Below are 22120 nucleotides of genomic sequence, written 5' to 3'. Positions count from 1 at the left end.
CCCGGCCCGGCCCGCCCCGGCGGCCCGGCGGGCCTGTCACGGCGCCCGGGTCAGCCTTTGCCGAGGGCGCCCGCCGCGGCCGCCATGAGCGGTTCGGCGGTGTCCTCGGCGGTGTCCGGAGGCACCACCACAAGGTCCCAGCGCCCGCGGCCGGGGGCGAGCAGGACGACGGTGTGCGGGGCGTTCGCCGCCACGGCTCTGCGCAGTCGTACGACCTGGTTGGAGACGAGTATCCGGCCGGGCGTCGCGGACCACACCGCCCCGTTGACGGTGGCGCTGGTGATATGGCCCCATGCACGCGGCAACCCGGCCAGCAGCCGGGGGAGTTCGACGAGGAGGTCGTAGGAGCGCGGCCACCATGCTCCGTCGATGGACCGGGACAGATCGCTGTGGGGCGCCAGGCGCAGGCGGAGGACGGGGTGGGAGGGAAGCGGGGGTTGCAGTGCGGTGGTCATGAGGCTGCTGCCAACTTCCGTAGATGGATGCGCGGTTGCCGTCAGGTGCGACGCGCGGCGAACCTGTCCGTCGTGGCCTCGGACCGGCGAGGCGGTGTCCGGGGTCACGGACTGCCCCTGGGGATGGGTGGTGTGCTGGTGACGACCTGTCGGAGAGGCACGACACACCCTCGTTCGCCCCACCGTACTCCTCGGGCCGGGGGGTACCTGATTCCGCTGATCAGCGCCCGTTGGCCGGACGCGCCGGGGCGGACGTCGCGTTGACACCCATCGTCGCCGGACGTTGACTGGCAGGACGGCCGAGGGCCATGAAGGGCAGGCAGGGCGGACCGGGCCCCCGGAGCCTGAATCAGGCCGTCGAGAAGGCGAAGGGCGCCTCCAGGCGGTGATCCGCATCGCGAACGGAAGCGGTACACACGACGATGTACGACCAGACACGCGCCCAGCAGCCCGTGGAGCGGCCCCAGGGCCCGGGTGGACGCCGCACCACGGGACCGGAGCCGTTGCTCCCCTCGGCAGAACGGGAAGAGATCGTGCGCCGCCTCGGACATGCCGTCAACACCTTCGCGGACACCCCGCGCGAGGCACTGGAGGAGGCCGAGGGCGCCTTCGACGAAGCCGCCGCCCAGCTCGCGGCCGCCCTTACGGAGGTACGGCGGGTCCTCCGCGCAGGCTGGCAGGACCGGGACCCCGAAACGGACTCCGCCGAACTCCGGGCCTCGCTGAGGCAGTACCGGGAGCTCACCCAGCGGCTGCTGCGGACCTAGGCGGCGGTGGGCTCCCGCCGGAAGACGGCGGGGGCCCGTGCTGGCTCCTTCTCGGTGGCGGCGAGGGACGGGCCTCCGGCCAGGGGCGGTGCCCCGGCCGCCCGGGCTCCCCGCGCGGTTCTCCGGCCCGGCACCGCGGTTTCCGACGGCCGCCGCCGGTCGTCCGGACCTCGACGGCGGCCGCCCGGGCTCCCCGCGCGCTGCTCCCCCCTCCTTTTCGGGCGCGCGAACGGGAGCCGGGTGCCCCACGTCGGACCGTGCGTCGGCAAGCGGGGAGGCCGCCGTGCCGGTCTCGGGACGAGGGGAGGTGAAGGAGGTGCCACACCGGGGCAGCCGGCCGGGGTGGGCCACGAGAGTGACTGTTCTGCGGAGGCTGCGAACTCGGTCCTTGCCCGGATTCGGGGGCACGAGCAGCCGACGGGCTGCCGAACGGGCTGCCTTCCGCGGAAGCCGGTGGCACGGCGGAATGCCGCAAGCGTAGGTGGCTTTCCTCCGGATGAGAACCTTCCGGGGGCCTTCTCGTCCGGCCCGGCTCCGTTCGGTCACCGGGAGCGGGCAGCCCGTGAGGGCAGGACCGCTCTCCGGGTCGCCGTGCGGCCGTGGCACGCACGGGCGGTCCTCCCCGGCATACCCTTCAGAAAAGAGAGCGCTGGAAAAATGCCGACGGGCCCGCGTGGAACCCGCCGCAGCCGCCCCCGCACCGTCTCCCGGCGTATCGGGCAGCGATGCGTCCGCGTTCTGCCGGTCGCCCGCCAGGAGGTCCCTATGGAGTACGACTCCCTGCCCTCCCGGGATCACGCGGAGGTGCGCATCGTCGCCGCGACCCCGGAGGTCGCCCGGCGCGTGGCCGAGGTCCTCCGGCACTGCTTCGCCTCGACCGAGCAGCGCAGCTACCCCGCCGGGGAAGGCGGAGGCACCCGGCTCCATCTCACCCTCGACACCGCCCACACCGCGGAACCCGCACGGTCGTGGCTCACGGCCGGCGAGGCGACGGGCCAGGCGTCGGCACACGCCGATGAGGTGTGAACCGGGTCTGTGCGGCCAGGAGGGTCCGTCGTCCCGGCCGTCCCCACGCGGCCGTCAATACCTCGGAGAACGACAGACATGACGAAACTCCGCGAACGCAAGAACAACCGGAAGGCGGTCCTGCGATCCCTGTACGGGGCTGTGGAGCACAACCGCCCCGAGGTCAGCGGATCGGCGCTCCGTACCGAACTGGGCCTGCCCGACGAGGACCTCTCCGCCGCCTGTGTCTACCTGGCCGACGAGGGCCTGATCAACGTGGACTGGACCTCGCACCGGACCCCGGCCGCCGTGTCGCTGACACACGAGGGCATCCGCCTGATGGAGGAACAGGAGGAGGAACAGGAGGAGGAACAGGAGGAGGAACGGGAGGTGCAGGAGTAGCGAGAGGCAGGAGTGACAGGAGCGGCAGAAGGGGCAACGGGGTACCGGACGTTCGGGAGAGGACGCACCAGAACGCCGCCCTCCGACACGCACACGTACCGGACGCCCATGGTCCACGGCGACCCGTACCTCGACGTCCGGATCCGGTGCCAACTCGTCGACGGGCGCGGGCAGTTCAAGCTCCAGGGCGTCACAGCGCGGCCACCGGACACTGGCCGGCCGGCGTCGACTCCCCTCCCCGCGCGCACCGTTGACGGCCCAGGGCGAAGCGCCCGCGCTTTTCGAGGAGTGCCGCATCGTCCGCGCGTACGGCGAACTGGACGCGCAGACCGTCGGCCCACTGGTCCGCGCGGCCCGGCCCGGCCGGCTCCTGATCATCGTGGACCTGAGCGCGGTCACCTTCGCCGACTGCAGCATTCTGCGTCCACGACAACCACACGATCGGCCTGGTCCTCCGCTGTACCGGCATGCCCGGCCGGTTTCCCGCCCACGCGAACGCACAGGACGCCTGGGAGGGGCGGACGGCCCACGCGACGGCGTACCGCGCCCGAACCGAGGCCTGCTCCGACGGCCGGTGACGACACGCGGCAGCACACCGGACAGTGCTGCCGAACACCGGCGGGACCGGCACCGGGGTGTACCCGCGAGGAAATCTGTCATGGCGAGGCCACATCTCCGTGCCCGCCGGAGATAGGGTTGTGGCACGACGCAGATGGTGCTGATTCCTTCGGAGCACGGGTCCCACGCACACCTGGGTCCCTGGCAGCGCTCCCGGAACGAAGGTGTCATGCCCGCCGAGAACGACTCTGTCATCGGCAACCTCGACGATGACGACTACCCCGCCTACACCATGGGCCGGGCCGCTGACGTGCTCGGCACCACCCCCGCCTTCCTGAGGGCCGTCGGTGAGGCCGGTCTGATCACCCCGCTGCGCTCGGAAGGCGGTCACCGCCGGTACTCCCGCCGCCAGTTGCTCGTCGCCGCCCGCGCCCGCGAGCTGGTCGGCCAGGGCACCCCCATCGAGGCCGCGTGCCGCATCATCTCCCTCGAGGACCAGCTGGACGACGCCCTCCGCCTGAACCGCGAGATACGCCGGAAGCTGGACGAGGGCGACGCGCATATCTAGTTCCGCCGGTGCAGAAATTCCGGCTGCGGCGGGATGAGAATCGCCGGGCCGACGCCAAAGTGCACGGGCGGTTCCTCCCGGGCTGTGTTAGCGTGATAGCTGTTGCAGTTTTGGTTACCAGAGGTTTTTTCTTTGCATAGCTTTCCGGAATCTTTCCGGAGGGGTGATCATCGCGGCGACTCGACCCCGCAAAGTGCAGGGTCCGGCACTGCCCCCCAAGGGAGATTCAATATGGCATCTGGCACCGTGAAGTGGTTCAACGCGGAAAAGGGCTTCGGCTTCATCGAGCAGGACGGTGGCGGCGCTGACGTGTTCGCCCACTACTCGAACATCATCAGCAACGGTGGTTTCCGCGAGCTTCGGGAAGGCCAGAAGGTCAGCTTCGACGTCACGCAGGGCCAGAAGGGCCCGCAGGCCGAGAACATCGTCGCTGCCTGAGACTGACACGCATCGTCGCGAGCCGGTGGCTCGCGCGTCATATGGCTGGGGCCCGCGCTCTTGGGGTGCGGGTCCCAGCCATTGCGTTACCCCTACACCCCGGCACCCGGATATTCGACCTCCGGAGTTTCCGGGTTCTCCGGGATATCCGGGTTGTCCAGGTTCTCCGGGATCCCTGGTATCTGCGGATTGATGACAGCCCCGGCCTCGGCACCGAGAGTGAGAGGCCCGGCGTTCCGTTTTTTTCTTCGGCTCATTCTTGTGATTCCTCGTACGGCCGCCCGCCGTCGGACGGAATTCCTCGATACGCCGTATCGAGGAAGGTTCCACCTTGAACCGCACCCGTCGCACCAGCGGCACCTCCGGTCGCTCCCGCGTGAACGGGAGTGCCCCGCACTCGACAGGCTCCCCGCACGGAAGCCGTTTCCGCAAGCAGGAGACGGGCCACCAGGGTCCTCGCCCGGGCAGCGGGCGCAAGAGCCGCCCGGGAGCGCACTCCACCGCACGCCGGCAGGAGTTCGCGCCGCCCGTCACCCTGACCGAGCCGCTGCCCGCGGTCGAGGCGTTCGCCGAACTGGACATGCCCGCAGGACTGCTGGCCGCGCTCCGCGCCGAGGGCGTGACCGTGCCCTTCCCGATCCAGGCGGCCACCCTTCCGAACGCACTCGCGGGCCGGGACGTGCTGGGCCGGGGCCGTACGGGTTCGGGAAAGACGCTCGCCTTCGGCCTGCCGGTGCTGGCCCGCCTCGACGGGCGGCGCGCCCAGCCCCGGCAGCCGCTGGCCCTCGTCCTCGTCCCCACCCGGGAACTGGCCCAGCAGGTCAGCGACGCGCTCGCGCCCTACGCCCGCGCCCTGGGACTGCGGCTCGCCACCGTGGTGGGCGGCATGTCGATCGGCCGTCAGGCGAGTGCCCTGCGCGGCGCGGCCGAGGTCGTCGTCGCCACGCCCGGCCGCCTCAAGGACCTCATCGAGCGGGGAGACTGCCGGCTGGACCAGGTCGCCGTCACCGTCCTCGACGAGGCCGACCAGATGGCCGACATGGGCTTCATGCCGCAGGTGACCGCGCTGCTCGACCAAGTCCCTTCCGGTGGGCAGCGGTTGCTGTTCTCGGCCACGCTGGACGGTGACATCGACCTCCTGGTGCGCCGCTACCTCCACGACCCGGTGGTGCACTCGGTCGACCCGCCGGCGGGCAGCGTCACCACCATGGCGCACCATCTGCTGCACGTGCGCGACGCCGACAAGAACACCACCGCGACCGAGATCGCCGCCCGGGACGGACGCGTGATCATGTTCCTGGACACCAAGCACGCGGTCGACCGGCTGACCGAGCACCTGCTGTCCGTCGGTGTGCGCGCCTCGGCCCTGCACGGCGGCAAGTCCCAGCCGCAGCGCAACCGGACGCTCGCCCGGTTCAAGGACGGCCACGTCACGGCCCTGGTGGCCACCAACGTCGCGGCCCGCGGCATCCACGTCGACCAACTCGACCTGGTCGTCAACGTCGACCCGCCCGGCGACCACAAGGACTACCTGCACCGCGGCGGCCGTACCGCGCGCGCCGGCGAGTCCGGCACCGTCGTCACCCTCGTCCTGCCGCACCAGCGCCGAGCGGTGGACCGGCTCATGGCCGACGCCGGCATCACCCCGAGCACGGCCCGGATCCGCCCCGGCGCGGCCGAACTGCATGCCATCACCGGCGCCCGGACCCCGTCCGGCGTACCGGTCACCGTCCCCGCACCCGCACCCGCACAACGCGAGGGCAAGGGATCCGCCGGCCGTGACCGCCGGGGCCGGGCCGCCGGACGGGGCGGGAACGGCCGGGCCGCGGCCCGGGCGCGGCGCTCCGCCCCCGGGTCCACCGCATAGCCCGGCCACGGGGAACGCGCCCCCGCTACCGGCACCCAGGCCGAGACGCCGCCCTCCCCGCCCGCCCCGACGAAGAGGAGAAGCCCTTGACGCCGATTCCGCCGATGACGCCGACGACCCCGATTCCGCTCCGAGCACACCGGTCAGGCCAGGCCGACGGCACCGGTCTGACCGCCCGCGACGCCATGCTGCACGCGCCCGGGCCGCAGGTCGACGACCACATGGCGGTCGACGTGGCCCTGTCCGTGCTCATCGGGGCCCGCGTCTCCCACCTGCTCCTCCGCGACGAGGACGGGCGGTGCGCGGGACTGGTCACCCGGGCCCAGCTCGCCGCGCACCGCGGCGGCTCGTGGTTCAGCGACCGGACCCGGCTGCGGGACATCCCGCTCGACCGCGGGCCGTTCACCGCGTCGACGGCCGCACTCGGCGACGCGGAGTCCGCCATGCGGATACGGACACTGAACGTTTCCCCCGTGGTCGACGAGCACGGCTACGCCCTGGGCGTCCTGGCCCTCACCCCCTGACCGCCGTCCGGCCGCCGTCGCGCGTCCGGCCTCTCCGGAGTCGTTCCCCGGTGTTCTCACCCACCCCTGCGGAGGCATCCATGCGCTGTGTCATCGCCCGTTTCCCCTTCGACCTGACCAAGAGCGAGGTCGAGCAGTCGATGGGCGGCATCACCCCCGAACCCGTCACCGGCGTGTCCGTGACCATCGACGGCCGGATCTACCCCGTGATGCAGGTCGGGGAAGTGATCACCAGGCAGAACCGCCGGGACTTCACGTCCTTCGAGATGCGCCGCGCGCTGACCCGGCTCGGCTTCACCTGCCACGACGCGCGCCCGATCGCGCCGCCCCGGGACGCGCGAGCCGACGAGGACGCGCTCGGCTGGTGACGATTTCCGGGGGCACGGCGATTCACGCGCCGTTCGCCGGTTGAAAAGCCGAGGACCTGGCACTCGGTCTGTGAGCGGGCCGGGCACGTGAACCCGCTCCCGTGGGGTCTGCCGGTTCGGCAAGGAGCCGCGATCCGCACGAGACCGGCGTGGCCCGCTCCGCCTGGTTGCCGCCGTGAGGACACCCGGCGGCGACCGGCGCGGCCCGTTCGGACTCGATGTCAGTGCCGCCTGTTCTACTTCGGCACAGGGCAGGATCGGCGAACGACGGAGACCGGCATGGGCGTGCTGTACGACTACTTCCACGCGACTGACCACACCACGGCGGTGAACCAGGCCATCGGTCCTGACGGCGACTGGCGCCACGGGACGTCGCTGGAGGACTCGGGCGCGGACTGGATCGACGCAAAGGGCCTGGACCCGAATGTCGTGGTGGCCAAACTGGTCGCCTGTGCGGAGGGGGTCCCCTTCGCCGGTCAGCGCGATGCGCCGGAGCTGATCTGGCCCGAACCGCCCTACCCCGGGACCGAGCCCGTCGACCCTGACTCCCCCTGGAACACGGGCCTGGTCCTGGAGCAGCTGCCCGACAGGTGGCGGGACACCCTCGCCACCCTCCCCGAGGACGCGGTTCCGATGGTGACGGCCCGGTGGTACGAGATCGAGGAGGTCGATTTCGCCGACTACCTCCACGCCCAGGACACTGTGGCCATGTTCATGGCCCTGGCCCGCCGTGCGCGGACGGCGGGCGCCCACCTCTACTGCCGGTGCAGCGTGTGAGCACCGCAGGGCCATACCGATACGAACAGGGCATGTCCATCGGCTCCCCGGCATGGTCCAATCGGTCGTACGGCCGACAGCGAGTGGGGACGTATGGAGCACGCCGGCGGAGAGGGGCCGAGACCGAGCGCCCCGGAACCGGAGCCCCGCAGGGCTGCCGGGCTCCGGGTCGGTGTCCTCGGTGAACTGGCCGTGACGCACGACGGGCGGGCCCTGAGCCTCGGCGGCCCCCGGCCCCGCGCGGTGTTCGCGCTGCTGGTGCTGGCACGGGGCGCCGTGGTCACCGGCGACCGGCTGATCGACGCGGTGTGGGGCGCGGGGCCGCCACCGAGCGCGGTCGGCGCTCTCCAGGCGTACGTGTCGCGGCTGCGGAGGGAACTGGAACCGGCCCGGGCGGCCGGTGCCCGCAGCAGTGTCATCGTGTGGGAAGGCGCCGGTTACGCGATCCGTCTCGGCGCGGACCATGTCGACGCCTGGCGGTTCGAAGCGCTGCTCAAGCAGGCCGGGCAGGCCGAGCCGCCGGCGCGGCGGGCGGCCCTGCTCACCGAGGCGCTCGCCCTCTGGCGGGGGCCGGCCTTCGCCGGGTTCGCGGACGGGCCGTGGGCACGGACGGAGGCGGCGCGCCTGGAGGAACTGCGTGAGGTGGTGCGGGAGCGGTTACTGGCCGCCCGCCTGGAGTGCGAGGAGCACACCGAGGCACTGCTCGCCGAAGCCGAGGACCTCGTCGCCGGACAGCCCCTGCGCGAGGAGCGCTGGGCCCTGCTGGCCCTCGCCCGCCATCGCGCCCATGGCCGGGCCGACGCCCTCTCCGTACTCCGCCGCGCCCGCCGGACCCTCGCCGACCGGCTGGGCATCGACCCCGGCCCCGCCCTGCGCGGCGTCGAGGCCGAGATCCTGTCCCACGCGCCGCGTCCCGCCGCACCCCTGCCGTCCGCGCCGCCCGCGTCCGCCACTCTGGTCGGCCGACTCGTCGAGCGGGAGAAGGAGTTGGCGGAGCTGCGGCACTGCCTGGCGGACGCGGTCGCGGGCCGCGGCGGGCTGGTGTGTGTGCAAGGCCCGGCAGGGATCGGCCGGAGCGCACTGCTGGCGGAGGCGGGACGGCTGGGCAGGGAGTGGGGCGTACGGGTGCTGGACGTCGGTGACGGTCCGCAGGCCCGCACGGAGGTGGCGCCGGGGATCCGCCCGCGCGATCCCCACGACGTCGTGAGCCGGTTGCTCGACGCGGTGGGCGGCGGCCACGACGGCACGATGCGGGCCGCGGCCGTGGCCATGCCGGTGTCCGACGGGCGGACCGCCGGCGGGCCCGACGGTTTCGACGTCCTGCACGGGCTCTACCGGATCGTCGAGCGCCTGGTCACCGACGGCCGCCCGGCACCGCGGCCCCTGCTCCTCCTCGTGGACGACCTCCAGGCGTGCGATACGGCCTCCCTGCGTTTCCTGGCCCATCTGCTGCCGCGTATCCGGACCCTGCCGATCCTCGTCGTCACCGCGCTGCGCGCCGGGGAGCCTCCCGACCGGCGCGAGAGCGAGCAGGTGCTGGCCGACCTCGCACAGGACCCGACGGTGGTGCACATCCGGCCCGAGCCGTTGAGCGCGGCGGGCGTCGCCCGGCTGGTAGGCCGGGTGCTCGGCGGTACGGCGCACGAGGAGGCCGAACGCGTCTGCCACCGGGTGTCGGCGGGTCTGCCGCTGCTGCTGAGCCACGTGCTCGGGGCCCTGGAGGCGGCGGGGGCGGGCGCGGATCCGCGCATCGTGGCGGAGCCGGGCGTCCGTGCCGTTTCCGACCTCGTGGCCACCGTGCTGGACCGGCTGCCGTCCGCCGCCACGGCCGTCGTACGGGCGGTCGCGGTTCTCGACGGTGGCGGCGCGGACGGCGGCAGTGGTGACGGCGGCGGCGGTGGTGGGGCGTCGCTGCCGACGGTCGCCGCCTTCACGGGTCTGTCCGAGCAGGACGTGGCCACGGCGACGGCGGCCCTCGTACGGGCGGAAGTGGTCCGTGACCAGTACCCGTTGGCGTTCGTCCATCCCCTGGCCGGCGAGGCCGTGCTGCGGACGGTGTCCGCGGCCGAGCGCCCGGCCCTGCATGCGAGGGCGGCAAGGCTCCTCGACCGTGCCGGAGCGGCTCCGGAGCGGACCGCCGCGCATCTGCTCCTGGTCCCCTACCGGGGCGACCCCTGGGTGGTCGGCGTCCTGCGCACCGCCGCGGCCCGCGCGACCGCCCGCGGTGCGCACGACGCGGCCGCCACCCTGCTCACCCGCGCGCTGCTGGAGCCGCCCGCACGGGACCTCCGGCCCGAGGTGCTGCTGGAACTGGGCCGGGCCGAAGCACTCGTCGACGGGCCTGCGGCGGCCCGTCACCTGCGGGAGGTGTACGAGACCTCGTCGCTGCTGCGCGCCGGTGCCGCGGGCCTGCTCGCGCAGACCCTGATCTGCACCGGCAGGCCCGGCGAGGCGGCCGGGTTCGCGTCCCGGGCGGCCGCGGAGCCGGACGGTACGGCCGACGAGCGGCAGGGGCTGCTGGCCCTGGCGCGACTCGGCGCCTTCGCGCACGGGTCCTGCGCCGTGGGCGCCGGCGGTATGGATGTCCCGGTGCCACCTCCCGCCGGGGACGGGCCCGGCGCCCGCATGCTCGCCGCCGAGGCGGCGAGGGACGCCACCGTGCGGCGTCTCGACCGCGCCGCGGCCGTCGCCTCGGCCCGGTTCGCGCTCACGGACCGGGTGCTGCTGCACAGCGGAAGGGTGCTCTCGTGGTGCACGGCGGGCGTCGTGCTGGATCTGGCCGACGACGACGTCAGGCTGCTGTGGGACGAGACGCTGACGTATGCCGCGCAGCGGGGGTCGCTGATCGGGACGCTGACGGCGCACCTGTGGAACGGGTTCACGCAGTGGCGGCACGGTGAGTTGCACCAGGCCCGCCGGTCACTGGAGACCGCGCTCGAACAGTTCGGCGCGTGGGGGGTCGCGCCCGGTGCGCCGCACTGCCGCGCGTTCCTGACCGGGGTGCTGCTGGACCTCGGGGACATCGCCGGCGCGCGTGCCTGTGTGGAGCGGATGGGGCGGACAGAGCGGACGGGGACGCGGGCCGGGGGCGCCGAGGGGGCGCGGTTGCGCGGAGAGAGCGAGGCGCGGGTGCTGATCGCCGAAGGCCGGTACGCACCGGCGCTGGCCGTACTGGACGGCGTACGGCACCTCCAGCCGGACGTGGTGAACCCGGTGTGGTGGGACGGGGATCTGCTGCGGGTACGGGCACTGACCGGGCTGGGGGAGCGGGACCGGGCCGAACGGCTGGCACGGGAGCAGCTGTCGATGGCCCGCAGGTGGGGCGCGCCCGGCACCGTCGGCCGGGTGCTGCGGCTGTGCGGCGAGGCACGCGGGCCCGACGGCGGACCCGAACTCCGCGAGGCGCTCGCCCTGCTGGCCGACGGCCCGGCCCGCCTGGAGCATGCGCGTACCCGGCGGTCCCTGGAGGCCTTGGCCGGTGGAGAAACCGTTCAAGACGGCGCCGTACGCCGATTCCCCCCTGCGTGACCGGCGTACGACACACCGTCGGGACGAGAATCCGACGGCCGACTTGCGATCGGCTTGCAAGCGGTTCGCAAGACCGTTGGCGCATCATCCGTTCCGCGCACGAAACAGGCACACCACGACCACGAACCAGACGCACCACGACCACGGAACAGGCGCACCACGACCACGGAACAGGCGCACCACACAGCACACGCACCGCAACGAACTGACGGGGGCGGCCCGGGGGACGGGCCGGGGGGCGAAGGACATGGGCGAAGCGATACGCGCCGGGGACCGGTGGGCGGTCTCCGGCTACACACAGGACAAGGAGCTGGGGTCCGGAGCCAGTGGGCGCGTGGTCCTGGCCACGCACGACACGACCGGCACCCGGGTGGCGATCAAGTACCTCGCCGACGAGCTCCGTGACGACCCGGCCTTCCGCGAGGTGTTCCGCGCCGAGGCCCGGCTGCTGGGCGAGCTCCGCTCCCCCCATGTCGTGGAGCTGTACGAGTACGTCGAGAGCCCGCGCGGCGCCGCCATCGTCATGGAACTCGTGGACGGCGTACCCCTGCGCAGGCTGCTGCGGGAGCACGGCGCCACGACCCCGGAGGCCGCGCTCGTCGTCCTCAGGGGCTCGCTGCTCGGCCTCGCGGCCGCCCATGCGGCGGGGGTCGTGCACCGCGACTACAAGCCGGACAACGTCCTGGTCGCCGCCGACGGTTCCTCCAAGCTCGTGGACTTCGGCATCGCCGTGCCGAGCGGGGTGGCCGCGGGTGCCTCCGGTACCCCGACCTACATGGCGCCCGAGCAGTGGACCGGCGCGGCGGCCGGACCGGCGACCGACGTGTACGCGGCGACGGCGACCTTCTTCGAGTGCCTGACCGGGATGAAGCCCTACCCGGGCCGGACGCTGGCCGAGCTGGCGATCCAGCACATCGAGGCGCCGATCCCGGACGAGCTGGCTCCCGAGCCGGTGCGCCCGCTGATCCGCAGGGGGCTGGCCAAGACCCCCGAGGAGCGCCCGGAGAGCGCGGCGGCGTTCGTCGAGGAACTCGAAGCCGTGGCCGGGTCCGTGTACGGCGAGGAGTGGGAGGAGCGCGGCCGGCGCGAACTCGCCGCGCTCGCCGCCCTGTTCTTCCTCTCCTTCCCGACGGCGGACGGTTCCGCCTCGGGTACGACGGACCTGGCGACGACCGCCCTCGGGGCGGGCGCCCGTCGGATGCCCCGCCGGAGCAGGAAGATGCTGGCCGGACTGACGGCAGGGGTTGTGCTGGTGATCGGCGGGGTCGCGGCGACGGCGGTCGCCACGGGCGCGGGTGCCGGGCACCGCACGACGAACGGGGCCGGGTCCGAGTCCACTACGGGGGCGGACGGTTCGGCCGACGGGACCGGTCCGAGCGGGCCGGCAGGCTCCCCCGACGCGGCCCCCTCGGCGTCGGACGGTTCCCCGTCGCCCTCGGGGAGCGGGTCGGCCTCCGCGTCGCCGTCTGGGGACGACAGCGCCTCGCCCGACGGCGGCGGACCGTCCGACGGGTCGGCGTCCGGTGGTGCGGGCGGCACGGGCGGCGGATCGTCCGGCACGGGAGGCACGACCACGACGGGCGGCGGCACGAGCACCACGGGCGGCGGCACGGGAACCACCGGTGGCACCACCACCGGCGGCGGTACGACGACGAGCGGCGGCACCACGGGCGGCGGCGGTACGACGACGACCGGCGGCGCCACGGGCGGCGGCAGCACCTCCGCGCCGCCCGCACCCACCCTCGACGTGAAGTCCGTGCAGATCAACGTGGTCGGCCCGATGTCGGCCGCCTGCACCATCGTGGCCTCCGTCAGCGTGACGACGGACGGCGCCGCCGACGGCACCCTCTACCTCAGCTGGTACACCGGCGACTCGCCCCGCGTCGTCGGGACCGTCGTGGCCACCGATCCGGTCGCGCTGCCCAAGGGGAAGACGCAGATCTCGGGCCGCTACACCCACGCCTTCGCCGTCCCGACGCGGGACTCCTACCTCGGCGTCAGGGTCACCACCGACCCGGCCGCCGACTCCGGCAACGGCTCCTTCCAGGCCACCGCGGCGCCCGTCGACTGCGACCCGCCCCGATGAGCACACCTCCCGAGGACCCCCGACTGCGGTTCGCCCGTACCGATCCGGCGTCGCGCCCCGACGACCCGGATCTCACCGTCACCCTCCCGCCCGCGGAACCGGCCGCGACGCTTCACCTCCCGCCTTCGCAGGCGCGAGCGGGCGCGGGCGCGGGAGCGGCCGAGGGGGAGACCCGTTTCGGGCCCGGGGTACCCGGTGCGTCCGGCACGGCCGACGACCGCGCGACGGAGATCTGGCGGGGCACGCTCACGCCGGAAGGCCCGTCCGGGGTGACCGCCCGCCGCCGTCGGCCGTGGTGGCGGCGCGAGCTGCCGTCCCTGCTGGCGGTGGTCGCCGTCGTCGTGGCCGTCGTACTGGGCATGCGCTCCTGCACGGCGGCCCGGTCACCGCTGCACGTGGTGGGCGCCACGGTCACCGCGCCCGACGTGGGCCGCTGTGCGAAGACGGTCCTCGTCACCGGTGTCCTCAGGACCGACGGCAACGCCGGCACCGTCGACTACCGCTGGAAGCGCAGCGACGGCACGGCCTCCGCCGTCCTCCACCAGGAGGTCGGCGAGAACGTCAGGACCTCCGAGGTCGTCCTGCGCTGGAGCTTCGACGGCCGCGGCACCATGAAGGCCACCGCCACGCTCGAAGTGCTGTCGCCGGACCCGGTGACGGCGTCGACGAGCTTCACGTACGACTGCTCCTGACCGACGGCCTCACTCAGGACCGCTCCCGGCCGCCGCCGTGGCGTCCATGGCGGCCACGAGACCCGCCGCCCCGCACTCCCGCGCGAGCTGCCGCCCTCGGTCCAGAAGGGCGACGGACTCCTCCGCCGGCGCGTACTCGGCGAGCGCGTACAGCGCACGGGCGTACTCGAGGCGCGCCGGACCGGGCGCCAGCAGGGCGACCGCCGCACGGAGTTCGGGCTCGCCCTCGGGCCCGCGCAGCCGTCCGACGATCCGCAGCACCCGCCCCACCGTGCTGGGCGCTCCCCACCCGCGGGCGACCGTCAGCTGCTCCGCGGCCAGGGCCAGCGCCTCGGTCCGCCGGCCGGCGCCCGCGAGCGCCCGCACCCGCAGCAGCGACCACGGCCACCACGCCGGGTTGGCCGCGCCGGGCTGCAGGTGCCGTATGTCGTCGAGGGCGGCCAGCGCCTCCTCGTACCGCCCCTCCGCGTTCAGTACCCGCGCCTCGCTCTCCCCGAGCAGCCGCCGGCCCTCCGCGCCCCGGATCCAGCCGCGCATCCGCTCCAGGCAGGCGCGGGCCCCGGCGGTGTCGCCCAGGTCCAGCAGGACGGCGGTCAGAAAGGTACGGCCCTGCGGGGCGCCCGGGGCGAGGCCCCAGATCTCCGACTGCCCGACTGCGGTCTCCAGTGACCGCCGTGCCGCGTCCAGGTCTCCGTGGTGCCACTGGGTGAAGCCGCGCCACAGGTGTGTGGCGAGCACGGAGAACAGCGAGCCGCGCTCCACGGCGCGGGCCACCGCGGCGTCCCAGAGCTCGCCGACCTCCTCGTCGGCGAGGTGCAGCACGATGCCCGCGGTGTAGAAGAGCATCTCCTCCCCGGCCGCCTGGAGCACTCCGCCGGCGACGGCGAAGCGGGCGAGCGCGACGGCCCGGGTCCGGTCGCCGCCGTCCGAGGCCGCCTCCCGGGCGAGGTTGGCGGCGAGCATCCGGGCGCCGGGACCCTCGCCCTCGACGGCCGGGTCCTCGACGGTCCGCCACAGCTTCTGGTCCAGGCCGTGCATGAACCCGCTGGTGCGCTCCAGCGCCAGCAGTCCCTGCCGTTCGTCGCCCAGGTCGGCGGGCAGTTCCGCCGCCGCCCGGCGGGCGAACTCGGTCGCCTGGCCGTGGCCGCCGGCGAAGACCAGGATCCGGGCGAGCAGCAGGGCGGCGGCCGCCCTGCGGCCCGGGTCGGTCAGGGTGTCGTACGCCTGGCGCAGATGCTCCACGGCGGCCGGGCCGTTGCCGAGCATCTCGGCGCGCCCGAGGTCGAGCAGTACCTCGGGGCGGCGCTCGGGGGCGGGCGGTTCGTCGAGCGCGCGGGTGAGGTACGTCGCGGCGGCGTCGGGGGCGCCCCGGCCCGCGGCCTCCCGGGCCGCCGCGCGGAGGACGTCCACCACGTCCGGGTCGCCCCGGTGCGGGGCGAGCAGCAGCTGGGCCGCCGTACGCTCGGGCGGCGCACCGGCGGCGGACAGCGCACGGGCCGCCCGCTCGTGGCACAACTGCCGCTCTCCAGGCGGAAGTTCACGGTAGACGGCCTCCCCGACGAGGGGGTGCACAAAGGCGTAGGGGTGGCCCTCGCGCAGGATCTCGGCCTGCACGAGCGGCGCGATCGCCCGTGCCGCCGCCTCCTCCGGCCGCGCCATGAGCGCCGCCACCTCGGCGAGCGTCGCCGCCCCGTCCCCCAGCACGGCCACGGCCTGCGCCGCGTCCCGTGCTTCTTCGGGCAGCCGCGCCATCCGGCCGAGGACCAGCCCGGACACCGCCCGCGACCCGGCCTCCGCGACCCCGTCGACGTGCGCGGCGTCGGGCCGGGTCCCGCGCGCGTGCAGGGCCCGCAGCAACTGCCGGAGCAGCAGCGGGTTCCCGGCCGTGGCGCGATGGCAGGCCGCCGTGAACTCCTGCTGCGGCTCCTCGCCGAGCGTCCGGCGGACGAGACCGGCGACCCCGCCCGCCGTCAGCGGGGTGGGCCTGATCCGCACCACCGAGGGGGCCGTCGTCAACGCCTCGGGCAACTCCTCGCCCTCTTGCGGCTCCCCCGTGCGCAGGGTGACGGCGATGAGCACCGGCAGCCCTTCCAGCCGGCCCGCCAGATACGCCAGGTACCGCACCGAGCCGCTGTCGCACCACTGGAGGTCGTCCACGGCCAGCACCAGCGGGCCCGCCGTTCGCACCAGCCTCCGGGTCAGCTCGTACAGCGCGTTCAGCACCGCGAAACTCTGCGGCTGCGGCCCGCGCACCGCTCCGAAGACCGCCCCCGCCGCGACGGCGGCCCCGGCGAGGAGCGACTCCTCGCGGTCGCTCACCACCCGCTCGAACAACTGGCGTACGACCCCGTAGCCGTAGTCCTTCTCCCGCCGGCTGCCCGTCGCGGTCAGGGTGGTCACCCGTTCCCCGGCCGCCGGCCCGGCCACCTCACCCAGCAGACGGCTCTTGCCGATGCCGGCCGGACCCTCGATGAGCACCACGCGGGGCCTGCCGTCCAGGGCCGAGCGCAGGCTGTCGCGCAGCTCGGCGAGCTGGGGGCCGCGGTCCACGAGCAGGTCGGTCCGCGGGGCGGGGCGGGGCACCCGGCGGGCAGGGGCGTCGAGGGCAGGGTCCTGGGCCAGGATCCCGGCCTCCAGAGCATGCAGGGCGGCCCCCGGGGCGGTGCCGGATCCGGCGGGCGGCAGGTGCCTGGCGCCGCGGAGCGCGTCGAGGGCGTCGGCCTGGCGGTGGGCACGGTAGAGGGCGAGGGCGAGCAGCCGCCGGCGTTCTTCGCGGAGCGGGTCCTCGGCGACCAGGGATTCGAGTTCGGGCACGAGGACGGCGTCCTCGCCCCGGTCGAGGCGGGCGGCGAGCAGCCGTTCGCGGGCGAGTTCGCGGAGTTCGGCGAGGCGGGCCGACTCCCGGTGGGCCCAGGGTTCGGCGGCGTATTCCGCGTAGGCCGGGCCCCGCCACAGCCCGAGCCCGGACTCCAGGACGGCCACGGCCTCCGACGGCCGGCCCGCATCGGCGTGCGCGGCGGCGGACCGCAGCGCCTCCTCGAACCGCCAGGCGTCCACCGCGTCGGCCGCCAGCCGCAACGCGTACCCCGCCCCCTCGCTGACGATGACGCCCCCACGCGCCCTCGCCTCCCGCTCCGGCTCCAGGCAGCGCCGCAGATGAGAGACATGGGCGTGCAGCGCGGCGGCGGCGCGGCGCGGCGGCGCGCCGCCCCAGACCCCTTCGACCAGCCGGTCCCGGGTGACGACCGAGCCCCGGGCGACGATCAGCAGCGCGAGCACCGCCCGTTGCCGTCGCCCGCCCAGCTCCAGCGGCCGGGCCCGGAACGCGGCCCCGACCTCACCGAGCACTGTCATGCGCAGTTCGTGTGGCGACACACAACGCATCAAACCAGAACATCCATTCGCCTATGCGGCACGTGCTGGTGATGCAGCAGGGCGAGCGCGACGCGCGTGCCCTCCGTGTGCCCCGAGGCGACGTTCGGGTGTGCCGCAGGGCACACGGAGGGCCGGTTCGGCAACGGTGACCCCGGTGCACCCGGGGCCCGTTGACGGGGTTCCGGAGCCGGGAACGCGATCAGCTCCAGGGCGTGATCAGGAGCGCACGCCAGGGGCCCTGGCCCGGTACCAAGGTCGGCAGCGACGGTGCGGTGCTCGGCTGGCCGGCGGGCTGGTTCACCGTGCCCGGGGTCTGGGCGAGTCCGGTGGACCACAGCTGGTCGACACGCGAGCGCTCGGCGGCGTCCGGGTAGCGGTTGGTGCAGGACGTTCCGGCGCTGCCGCCCGACATCAGCTCACTGCACGGCCCGCCGTAGTCGTCCGACAGGCCCAGCACGTGCCCGGTCTCGTGGGAGACGACGCGAACCGAGTCGTACTGCCGGGTCTGGGTGTAGTCGAGGAAGACGTAGCCCTTTCCGTGGCCGTCGGTGGACGCGTAGGACCCGCGCTGGTCGTTGCCCTCGTAGTAGGAGAAGTCGGCACCGCTCGACGCCTCCTGGAGCTTGACGTCGGACTCCGAGCTGTTCCAGATCGAGGCCGCGGCCGATATCTGCGAACGGAAGCTCGGTGCCCGGGAGGTGTTGTAGTAGACGGTCACGGCCTGTGCGCCGGGCTGGGCGGCGCGCTTCTGGGCGACCGACTTGAGCACGGCCTCGAAGAACGCCTTGTTGTTCGCGGCCTCCTCGGCCGACCCGTCGTACCGCGCCACGGAGGTACCGGCGGAGGCGGACGGGGCGGTGGCCGTCCGGGCGCTCGCCGGCACCGCGGCGCCCAGCGCGCCGGCGGCCAGGCCCAGGCCGAGGGCGAGAGCGAGGGCGAGGGGTCTCGCGGACGTTCGGGACGAGTTCATGTGGGGGGCTCCTACTCACTCGGTGACGCCGAGCGCCCGGTGCGCGGTCGACTCGGCGTGAACACCGGTTCCGAACTGCGGCGACGTCCTGTGGGTCGACATTCTTAGAACGGCTTCACAGGGAGCGCAAAGGGTCCCCGCCACTACCTCGCCTCGTAGGTCGCGGCCGGCCTCGCCAGGGCGGTGTGCGGGTCTCCGGTCCGCACATGACGGCCGCAGGGAAAGCTGTCGCGGCGTCAGAAGCCTTGCGGCGCGGGGCGACGGGCGTGCGGGCCGGCCGGGCGGGATTCCGGGACGGGCGCCGGGAGCCGCATCCGAGCCAAGACGGACAAATGCCCAAATGTCCTCCATGCCGCGTCTACTAAGTACGCCGGTTGATCGGCGGGGCGCTGTGACTGAGGTCATAGGGCGTGCATGGGGTGGCGCTCGCCGTGTCCGCCGTGCCGCCGGCGCCGCCCGTTTCGGAGGGAAATCCCAGGCCGGTGGTCTAGGGGTCGGCGTCGCCGGCCCTTGGTAAGAGTCAGGTAAGATCCGGCCACTTGTGCGAGGGCGGGGGCCCTCGTAGGGGAGGGAACATCACGTGGGCAGACACGCCCTGGGACGGGGCGGGCTGACCGCCGCCGTCTCCTCACTCGCGCTCGCCGTCGTGGCCGCGTCCGTCGTCGTCCTGTCGGAGGGCGGCGGCTCCGCGGAGGCGGCCGAGACCGGCACCGCCGCGATCACACTGGTCGACCCCGGCTCCGCCACACCACGCACCGACCGCCCGTACGTCGCGGGCGACACCGGCTTCCTGCACCGGCAGACCGGCAGGGCCGGACTGCTGTGGACCGACTACACGACCGGCAGGACCGTGACCGTGGAGAACGCCGATGGCGTCTACACCCCGGGCACCGGCTGCACGTCCATCGGCTCCGAGTGCCGTAAGGCCTGGTACGGCTCGGACGGCGACCTGGTCGCCCTGCCGACCACGGCCAACGACGCGTACGCCACCCTGTGGGATCCGGCGACGGCCACCTCCAGGAAGGTGAGCTGGAACGGCTCCGGCCAGTACGGGCAGGGCTACTACCGCGCCCTCGCAGGCGACACGATCGTCACCTCCCAGGCCCTGATCGACAAGGTCGACGGCGAGTGGCGCACCCGCGCGGTCACCGGTGACGTGGCGAGCGTGGGGGGCGGCGATGTCCGCGCGGCGGACTCCGACGGTGTGCTCTGGTCGGTCAGCACCAGCAGGATCGGTTACATCGACGTCGGCTCGGCCGTGAACACCTACGCGTTCACCGACGCCACCTACGCCTCGCACTACGTGATGAGCGAGGACCGCATCGGCTGGTACGAGTCCGGCACCGCCGAGCTGCACCTGAAGTCCCGCACCGACCTCACCGGCGCCGAACAGGTCGTCACGCTGCCCGCCCATCCGGGCGCGCTCGACGGCGATCCGGTCCTGGTCGGCGACTGGCTGCTGCTGCCGCTGTCCTCCGACTCGCTCGGCTCCCGGCTGCTCGCGGTCGATGTGGACGATCCCTCGGTGCAGCAGACCCTGCTGGCGAGCGCCGGCGAGTACACGCTGGCGGCGGGGGACGGCAGCGCGCTGGTCACCGGTGGTACCGACGCCACCGACTGGTGGGTGCGGCGGGTGAGCCAGGACGCGGACGGCACGCTGAAGTTGGCGAAGGTCCAGCAGGCCCCGGCGGTGGAGAACGCCAAGACGGGCATCGCGCTCAGCCGCGGCAGCCTGCGGGTCGCCGAGGACGACCCGAAGGCCACCGCGGACACCACGTCCGTGCGCACCCTCACCACCGACGGCTCCGCCACGCTGACGGCGTCCGGGGCCACGGCGAGCGGCTCGGTCTACGAGGCACTCTGCCCGTACGAGGGCACCACGTGCTCGGCGCTGTGGGGGAACCTCGACGGCCGGGACGTCTACCTCGACTCGAACGGCGGCACCGACGAGGGCGAGGGTCTCGGCGACGACCGGCTGGTGGAGATCGGCGGCCACGACCTGGACTTCGGCGGCCAGGGCGGCCGGATCGTCGACGTCTCCGACGACTACGCCGTCTTCGACTCCGGCGGCACCGCCCCGGCGCAGTACGTCGGCGAGTTCGGCCAGGGCCAGAGGCTGAAGCGGTCCGTGCGCGCCGCCGCCCTGAACGGCTCCACCCTGTGGAGCGCCACCACCACCGCCGGCAAGCTCACCTCGTACAGCATCCCGTTGGCGAAGACGCTCACCACGGTGACCGTCCCGGGCCTGGCCTGCGTGCCGAGCGAGCTCCAGGCGGCGGGGCGCTGGGTGTACTGGGCCTGCGGGACGGACTCGGCGGGCGTGTACGACACCAAGGCCGGTACGGCGACGGCGGTCACCCCCGGCGACGTGCTGCTCGGCGACGGCTTCACCGTCCGCCACGACCACGGCACCGACACACTCGTCCTCACCGAGGCGGCCACCGGCACCACCCGTACGATCGCCGCCGGCCTGGCCGACAAGGGCCTGACGGTGGACCGCCGTTACCGCTGGACGGTCGACGAGTACACCGGCCTGGTCGCCTGGTTCGACGACTACGAGCGCACCCACGTCACCACCACGGGCATCGCCCCGTCCGCCGTGACGGCCTTCGAGACGTCGGCCGGCGGCTATGTGGACCCGGGGACGCCCTTCGAGGGCGCCTGGGTGCTGTCCCGCCCGGTCACCTCCTGGTCGCTCACCTTCACCTCGGTCCAGAGCGGCGCGAACGGCAGGGCCACCCGCACCCTCACCGGCGGCCCGACCCCGGCCCGGGTGACGGCGACCTGGAACGGCAAGGCGGCGAGCGGGAGTCACTTCCCCAACGGCCACTTCACCTGGACCCTGAAGGCGACCGGTCTCGGCACCGGCACGGCGAACACGGTGACCGGCGGCGAGGGCTTCCTGCAGCGCGGGGCCGCGGTGCGCCGCGACTTCGTCAGCCCCGACGGCCCGGACGGCCGCGGCGACCTGCTCACCCTGAACTCCTCGGGCGGGCTGACCTTCCACAGCGGCACCGGGACGGGGAAGTTCGGCGACAAGTACACGGGCACCGGCTGGCCCAGGACCGTCACGGCGATCCCCTTCGGCGACCTCGGCGGCGACCGCTGCAACGACGTCCTGGTCCGCTACAGCAGCGGCGCGCTGCGGCTGTACAAGCCGGGCTGCGGGGCGGCGGTCAAGCCGTCGACGTCGTACACGACCCTCTCGGCCGGCGGCTGGACGCAGTACAACGTGCTCACCTCGCCCGGCGACGTGAGCGGTGACGGACGCCCGGACCTGATCGCGAGGAACGCGTCCACCGGAGCGGTCTACCTCTACAAGGGGACGAGCACCGGCAAGCTCGCCGCCCGCGTCAAGCTCTACGACAACTGGAAGGGCTACAGGAAGATCGTCGGGGTCGGGGACATCACCGGCGACGGCAGGGCCGACCTGCTGGCCCAGGACACGTCGAACAACGTCTACCGCTACGACGGCAAGGGCGACGGCACCTTCGCGGCCCGCGTCGAGGTGCTGTCGAACTGGGGCGGCTCGTACAACGCGGTCGTCGGGGTCGGCGACATCACGGACGACGGCAGGCCGGACCTGGTCTCCCGCGACACCAGCGGCAACGTGTGGCGCAACAGCGGTGACGGAAAGGGCTCGTTCGGTGCACGGGTGAAGATCGCGAGCGGCTGGAGCGGCTACAAGCTCCTTTCGTAGGCGGTGGGTCCGACCGCGCGGACGGTCCGGCGTACGAGTC

General features: G+C 73.8%; 16 protein-coding genes. 13 read left to right on the top strand and 3 right to left on the bottom strand.

Annotated features, from left to right (window positions below):
- Positions 1–50: 50 nt before the first annotated feature.
- On the bottom strand, positions 51–455 hold the full coding sequence (locus tag ACWGKQ_RS01335) for a DUF5994 family protein (protein WP_453289792.1): 405 nt from the start codon (positions 453–455) through the stop codon (positions 51–53).
- A gap of 422 nt (positions 456–877) precedes the next feature.
- Between ACWGKQ_RS01335 and ACWGKQ_RS01330 the strand changes: the two genes are divergently transcribed.
- From ACWGKQ_RS01330 to ACWGKQ_RS01275, 12 genes are all read left to right on the top strand, one after another.
- Positions 878–1222: a hypothetical protein gene (locus ACWGKQ_RS01330; protein ID WP_453289791.1), complete on the top strand. Its 345-nt coding sequence runs from the start codon at positions 878–880 to the stop codon at positions 1220–1222.
- 765 nt (positions 1223–1987) lie between these two features.
- Positions 1988–2248, top strand: coding sequence for a hypothetical protein (locus ACWGKQ_RS01325; protein ID WP_453289790.1), 261 nt, complete (start codon positions 1988–1990; stop codon positions 2246–2248).
- Between the two features lie 78 nt (positions 2249–2326).
- Positions 2327–2629, top strand: a complete 303-nt coding sequence (locus tag ACWGKQ_RS01320; protein WP_453289789.1) for a hypothetical protein — start codon at positions 2327–2329, stop codon at positions 2627–2629.
- A 787-nt stretch (positions 2630–3416) separates the two neighbouring features.
- The gene (locus tag ACWGKQ_RS01315) at positions 3417–3755 is read left to right on the top strand and encodes a helix-turn-helix domain-containing protein (RefSeq protein ID WP_453289788.1); all 339 of its coding nucleotides are present in this window, start codon (positions 3417–3419) and stop codon (positions 3753–3755) included.
- Between the two features lie 231 nt (positions 3756–3986).
- Positions 3987–4193, top strand: coding sequence for a cold-shock protein (locus ACWGKQ_RS01310; RefSeq protein WP_181807290.1), 207 nt, complete (start codon positions 3987–3989; stop codon positions 4191–4193).
- 331 nt (positions 4194–4524) lie between these two features.
- Positions 4525–6060 (top strand): DEAD/DEAH box helicase, encoded by a 1536-nt coding sequence (locus ACWGKQ_RS01305; protein WP_453289787.1) that lies wholly within the window; start codon positions 4525–4527, stop codon positions 6058–6060.
- A gap of 86 nt (positions 6061–6146) precedes the next feature.
- Complete coding sequence (locus tag ACWGKQ_RS01300) at positions 6147–6584, top strand: CBS domain-containing protein (protein ID WP_453289786.1); 438 nt, start codon at positions 6147–6149, stop codon at positions 6582–6584.
- An 80-nt stretch (positions 6585–6664) separates the two neighbouring features.
- Complete coding sequence (locus tag ACWGKQ_RS01295; protein WP_453289785.1) at positions 6665–6952, top strand: SCO5918 family protein; 288 nt, start codon at positions 6665–6667, stop codon at positions 6950–6952.
- A gap of 279 nt (positions 6953–7231) precedes the next feature.
- Entirely contained in the window at positions 7232–7729 is a 498-nt protein-coding gene (locus tag ACWGKQ_RS01290) for a hypothetical protein (protein ID WP_453289784.1), read from the top strand.
- A 192-nt stretch (positions 7730–7921) separates the two neighbouring features.
- Positions 7922–11257, top strand: coding sequence for a BTAD domain-containing putative transcriptional regulator (locus tag ACWGKQ_RS01285; RefSeq protein WP_453289783.1), 3336 nt, complete (start codon positions 7922–7924; stop codon positions 11255–11257).
- 247 nt (positions 11258–11504) lie between these two features.
- The gene (locus ACWGKQ_RS01280) at positions 11505–13343 is read left to right on the top strand and encodes a serine/threonine-protein kinase (protein ID WP_453289782.1); all 1839 of its coding nucleotides are present in this window, start codon (positions 11505–11507) and stop codon (positions 13341–13343) included.
- The gene (locus tag ACWGKQ_RS01275) at positions 13340–14035 is read left to right on the top strand and encodes a hypothetical protein (protein ID WP_453289781.1); all 696 of its coding nucleotides are present in this window, start codon (positions 13340–13342) and stop codon (positions 14033–14035) included. Before ACWGKQ_RS01280 ends, ACWGKQ_RS01275 begins: the two co-directional genes overlap by 4 nt.
- Before the next feature lie 9 nt (positions 14036–14044).
- Here ACWGKQ_RS01275 and ACWGKQ_RS01270 read toward each other — a convergent pair whose 3' ends face one another.
- Both ACWGKQ_RS01270 and snpA read right to left on the bottom strand, forming a co-directional pair.
- Positions 14045–17389 carry a BTAD domain-containing putative transcriptional regulator gene (locus ACWGKQ_RS01270; protein ID WP_453289780.1) on the bottom strand — a complete coding sequence of 1115 codons (3345 nt, stop codon included), beginning with the start codon at positions 17387–17389 and terminating at the stop codon, positions 14045–14047.
- Between the two features lie 220 nt (positions 17390–17609).
- Entirely contained in the window at positions 17610–18380 is a 771-nt protein-coding gene (gene snpA, locus ACWGKQ_RS01265; RefSeq protein ID WP_453289779.1) for a snapalysin, read from the bottom strand.
- A 580-nt stretch (positions 18381–18960) separates the two neighbouring features.
- Between snpA and ACWGKQ_RS01260 the strand changes: the two genes are divergently transcribed.
- Complete coding sequence (locus tag ACWGKQ_RS01260; protein WP_453289778.1) at positions 18961–22080, top strand: FG-GAP-like repeat-containing protein; 3120 nt, start codon at positions 18961–18963, stop codon at positions 22078–22080.
- The last annotated feature ends 40 nt before the right edge of the window (positions 22081–22120 follow it).

It is taken from the genome of Streptomyces sp. NPDC054770 (assembly GCF_053611985.1).
Note: the sequence above shows the minus strand (reverse complement) of the source record. Positions and strands in the feature narration are given on the sequence as shown.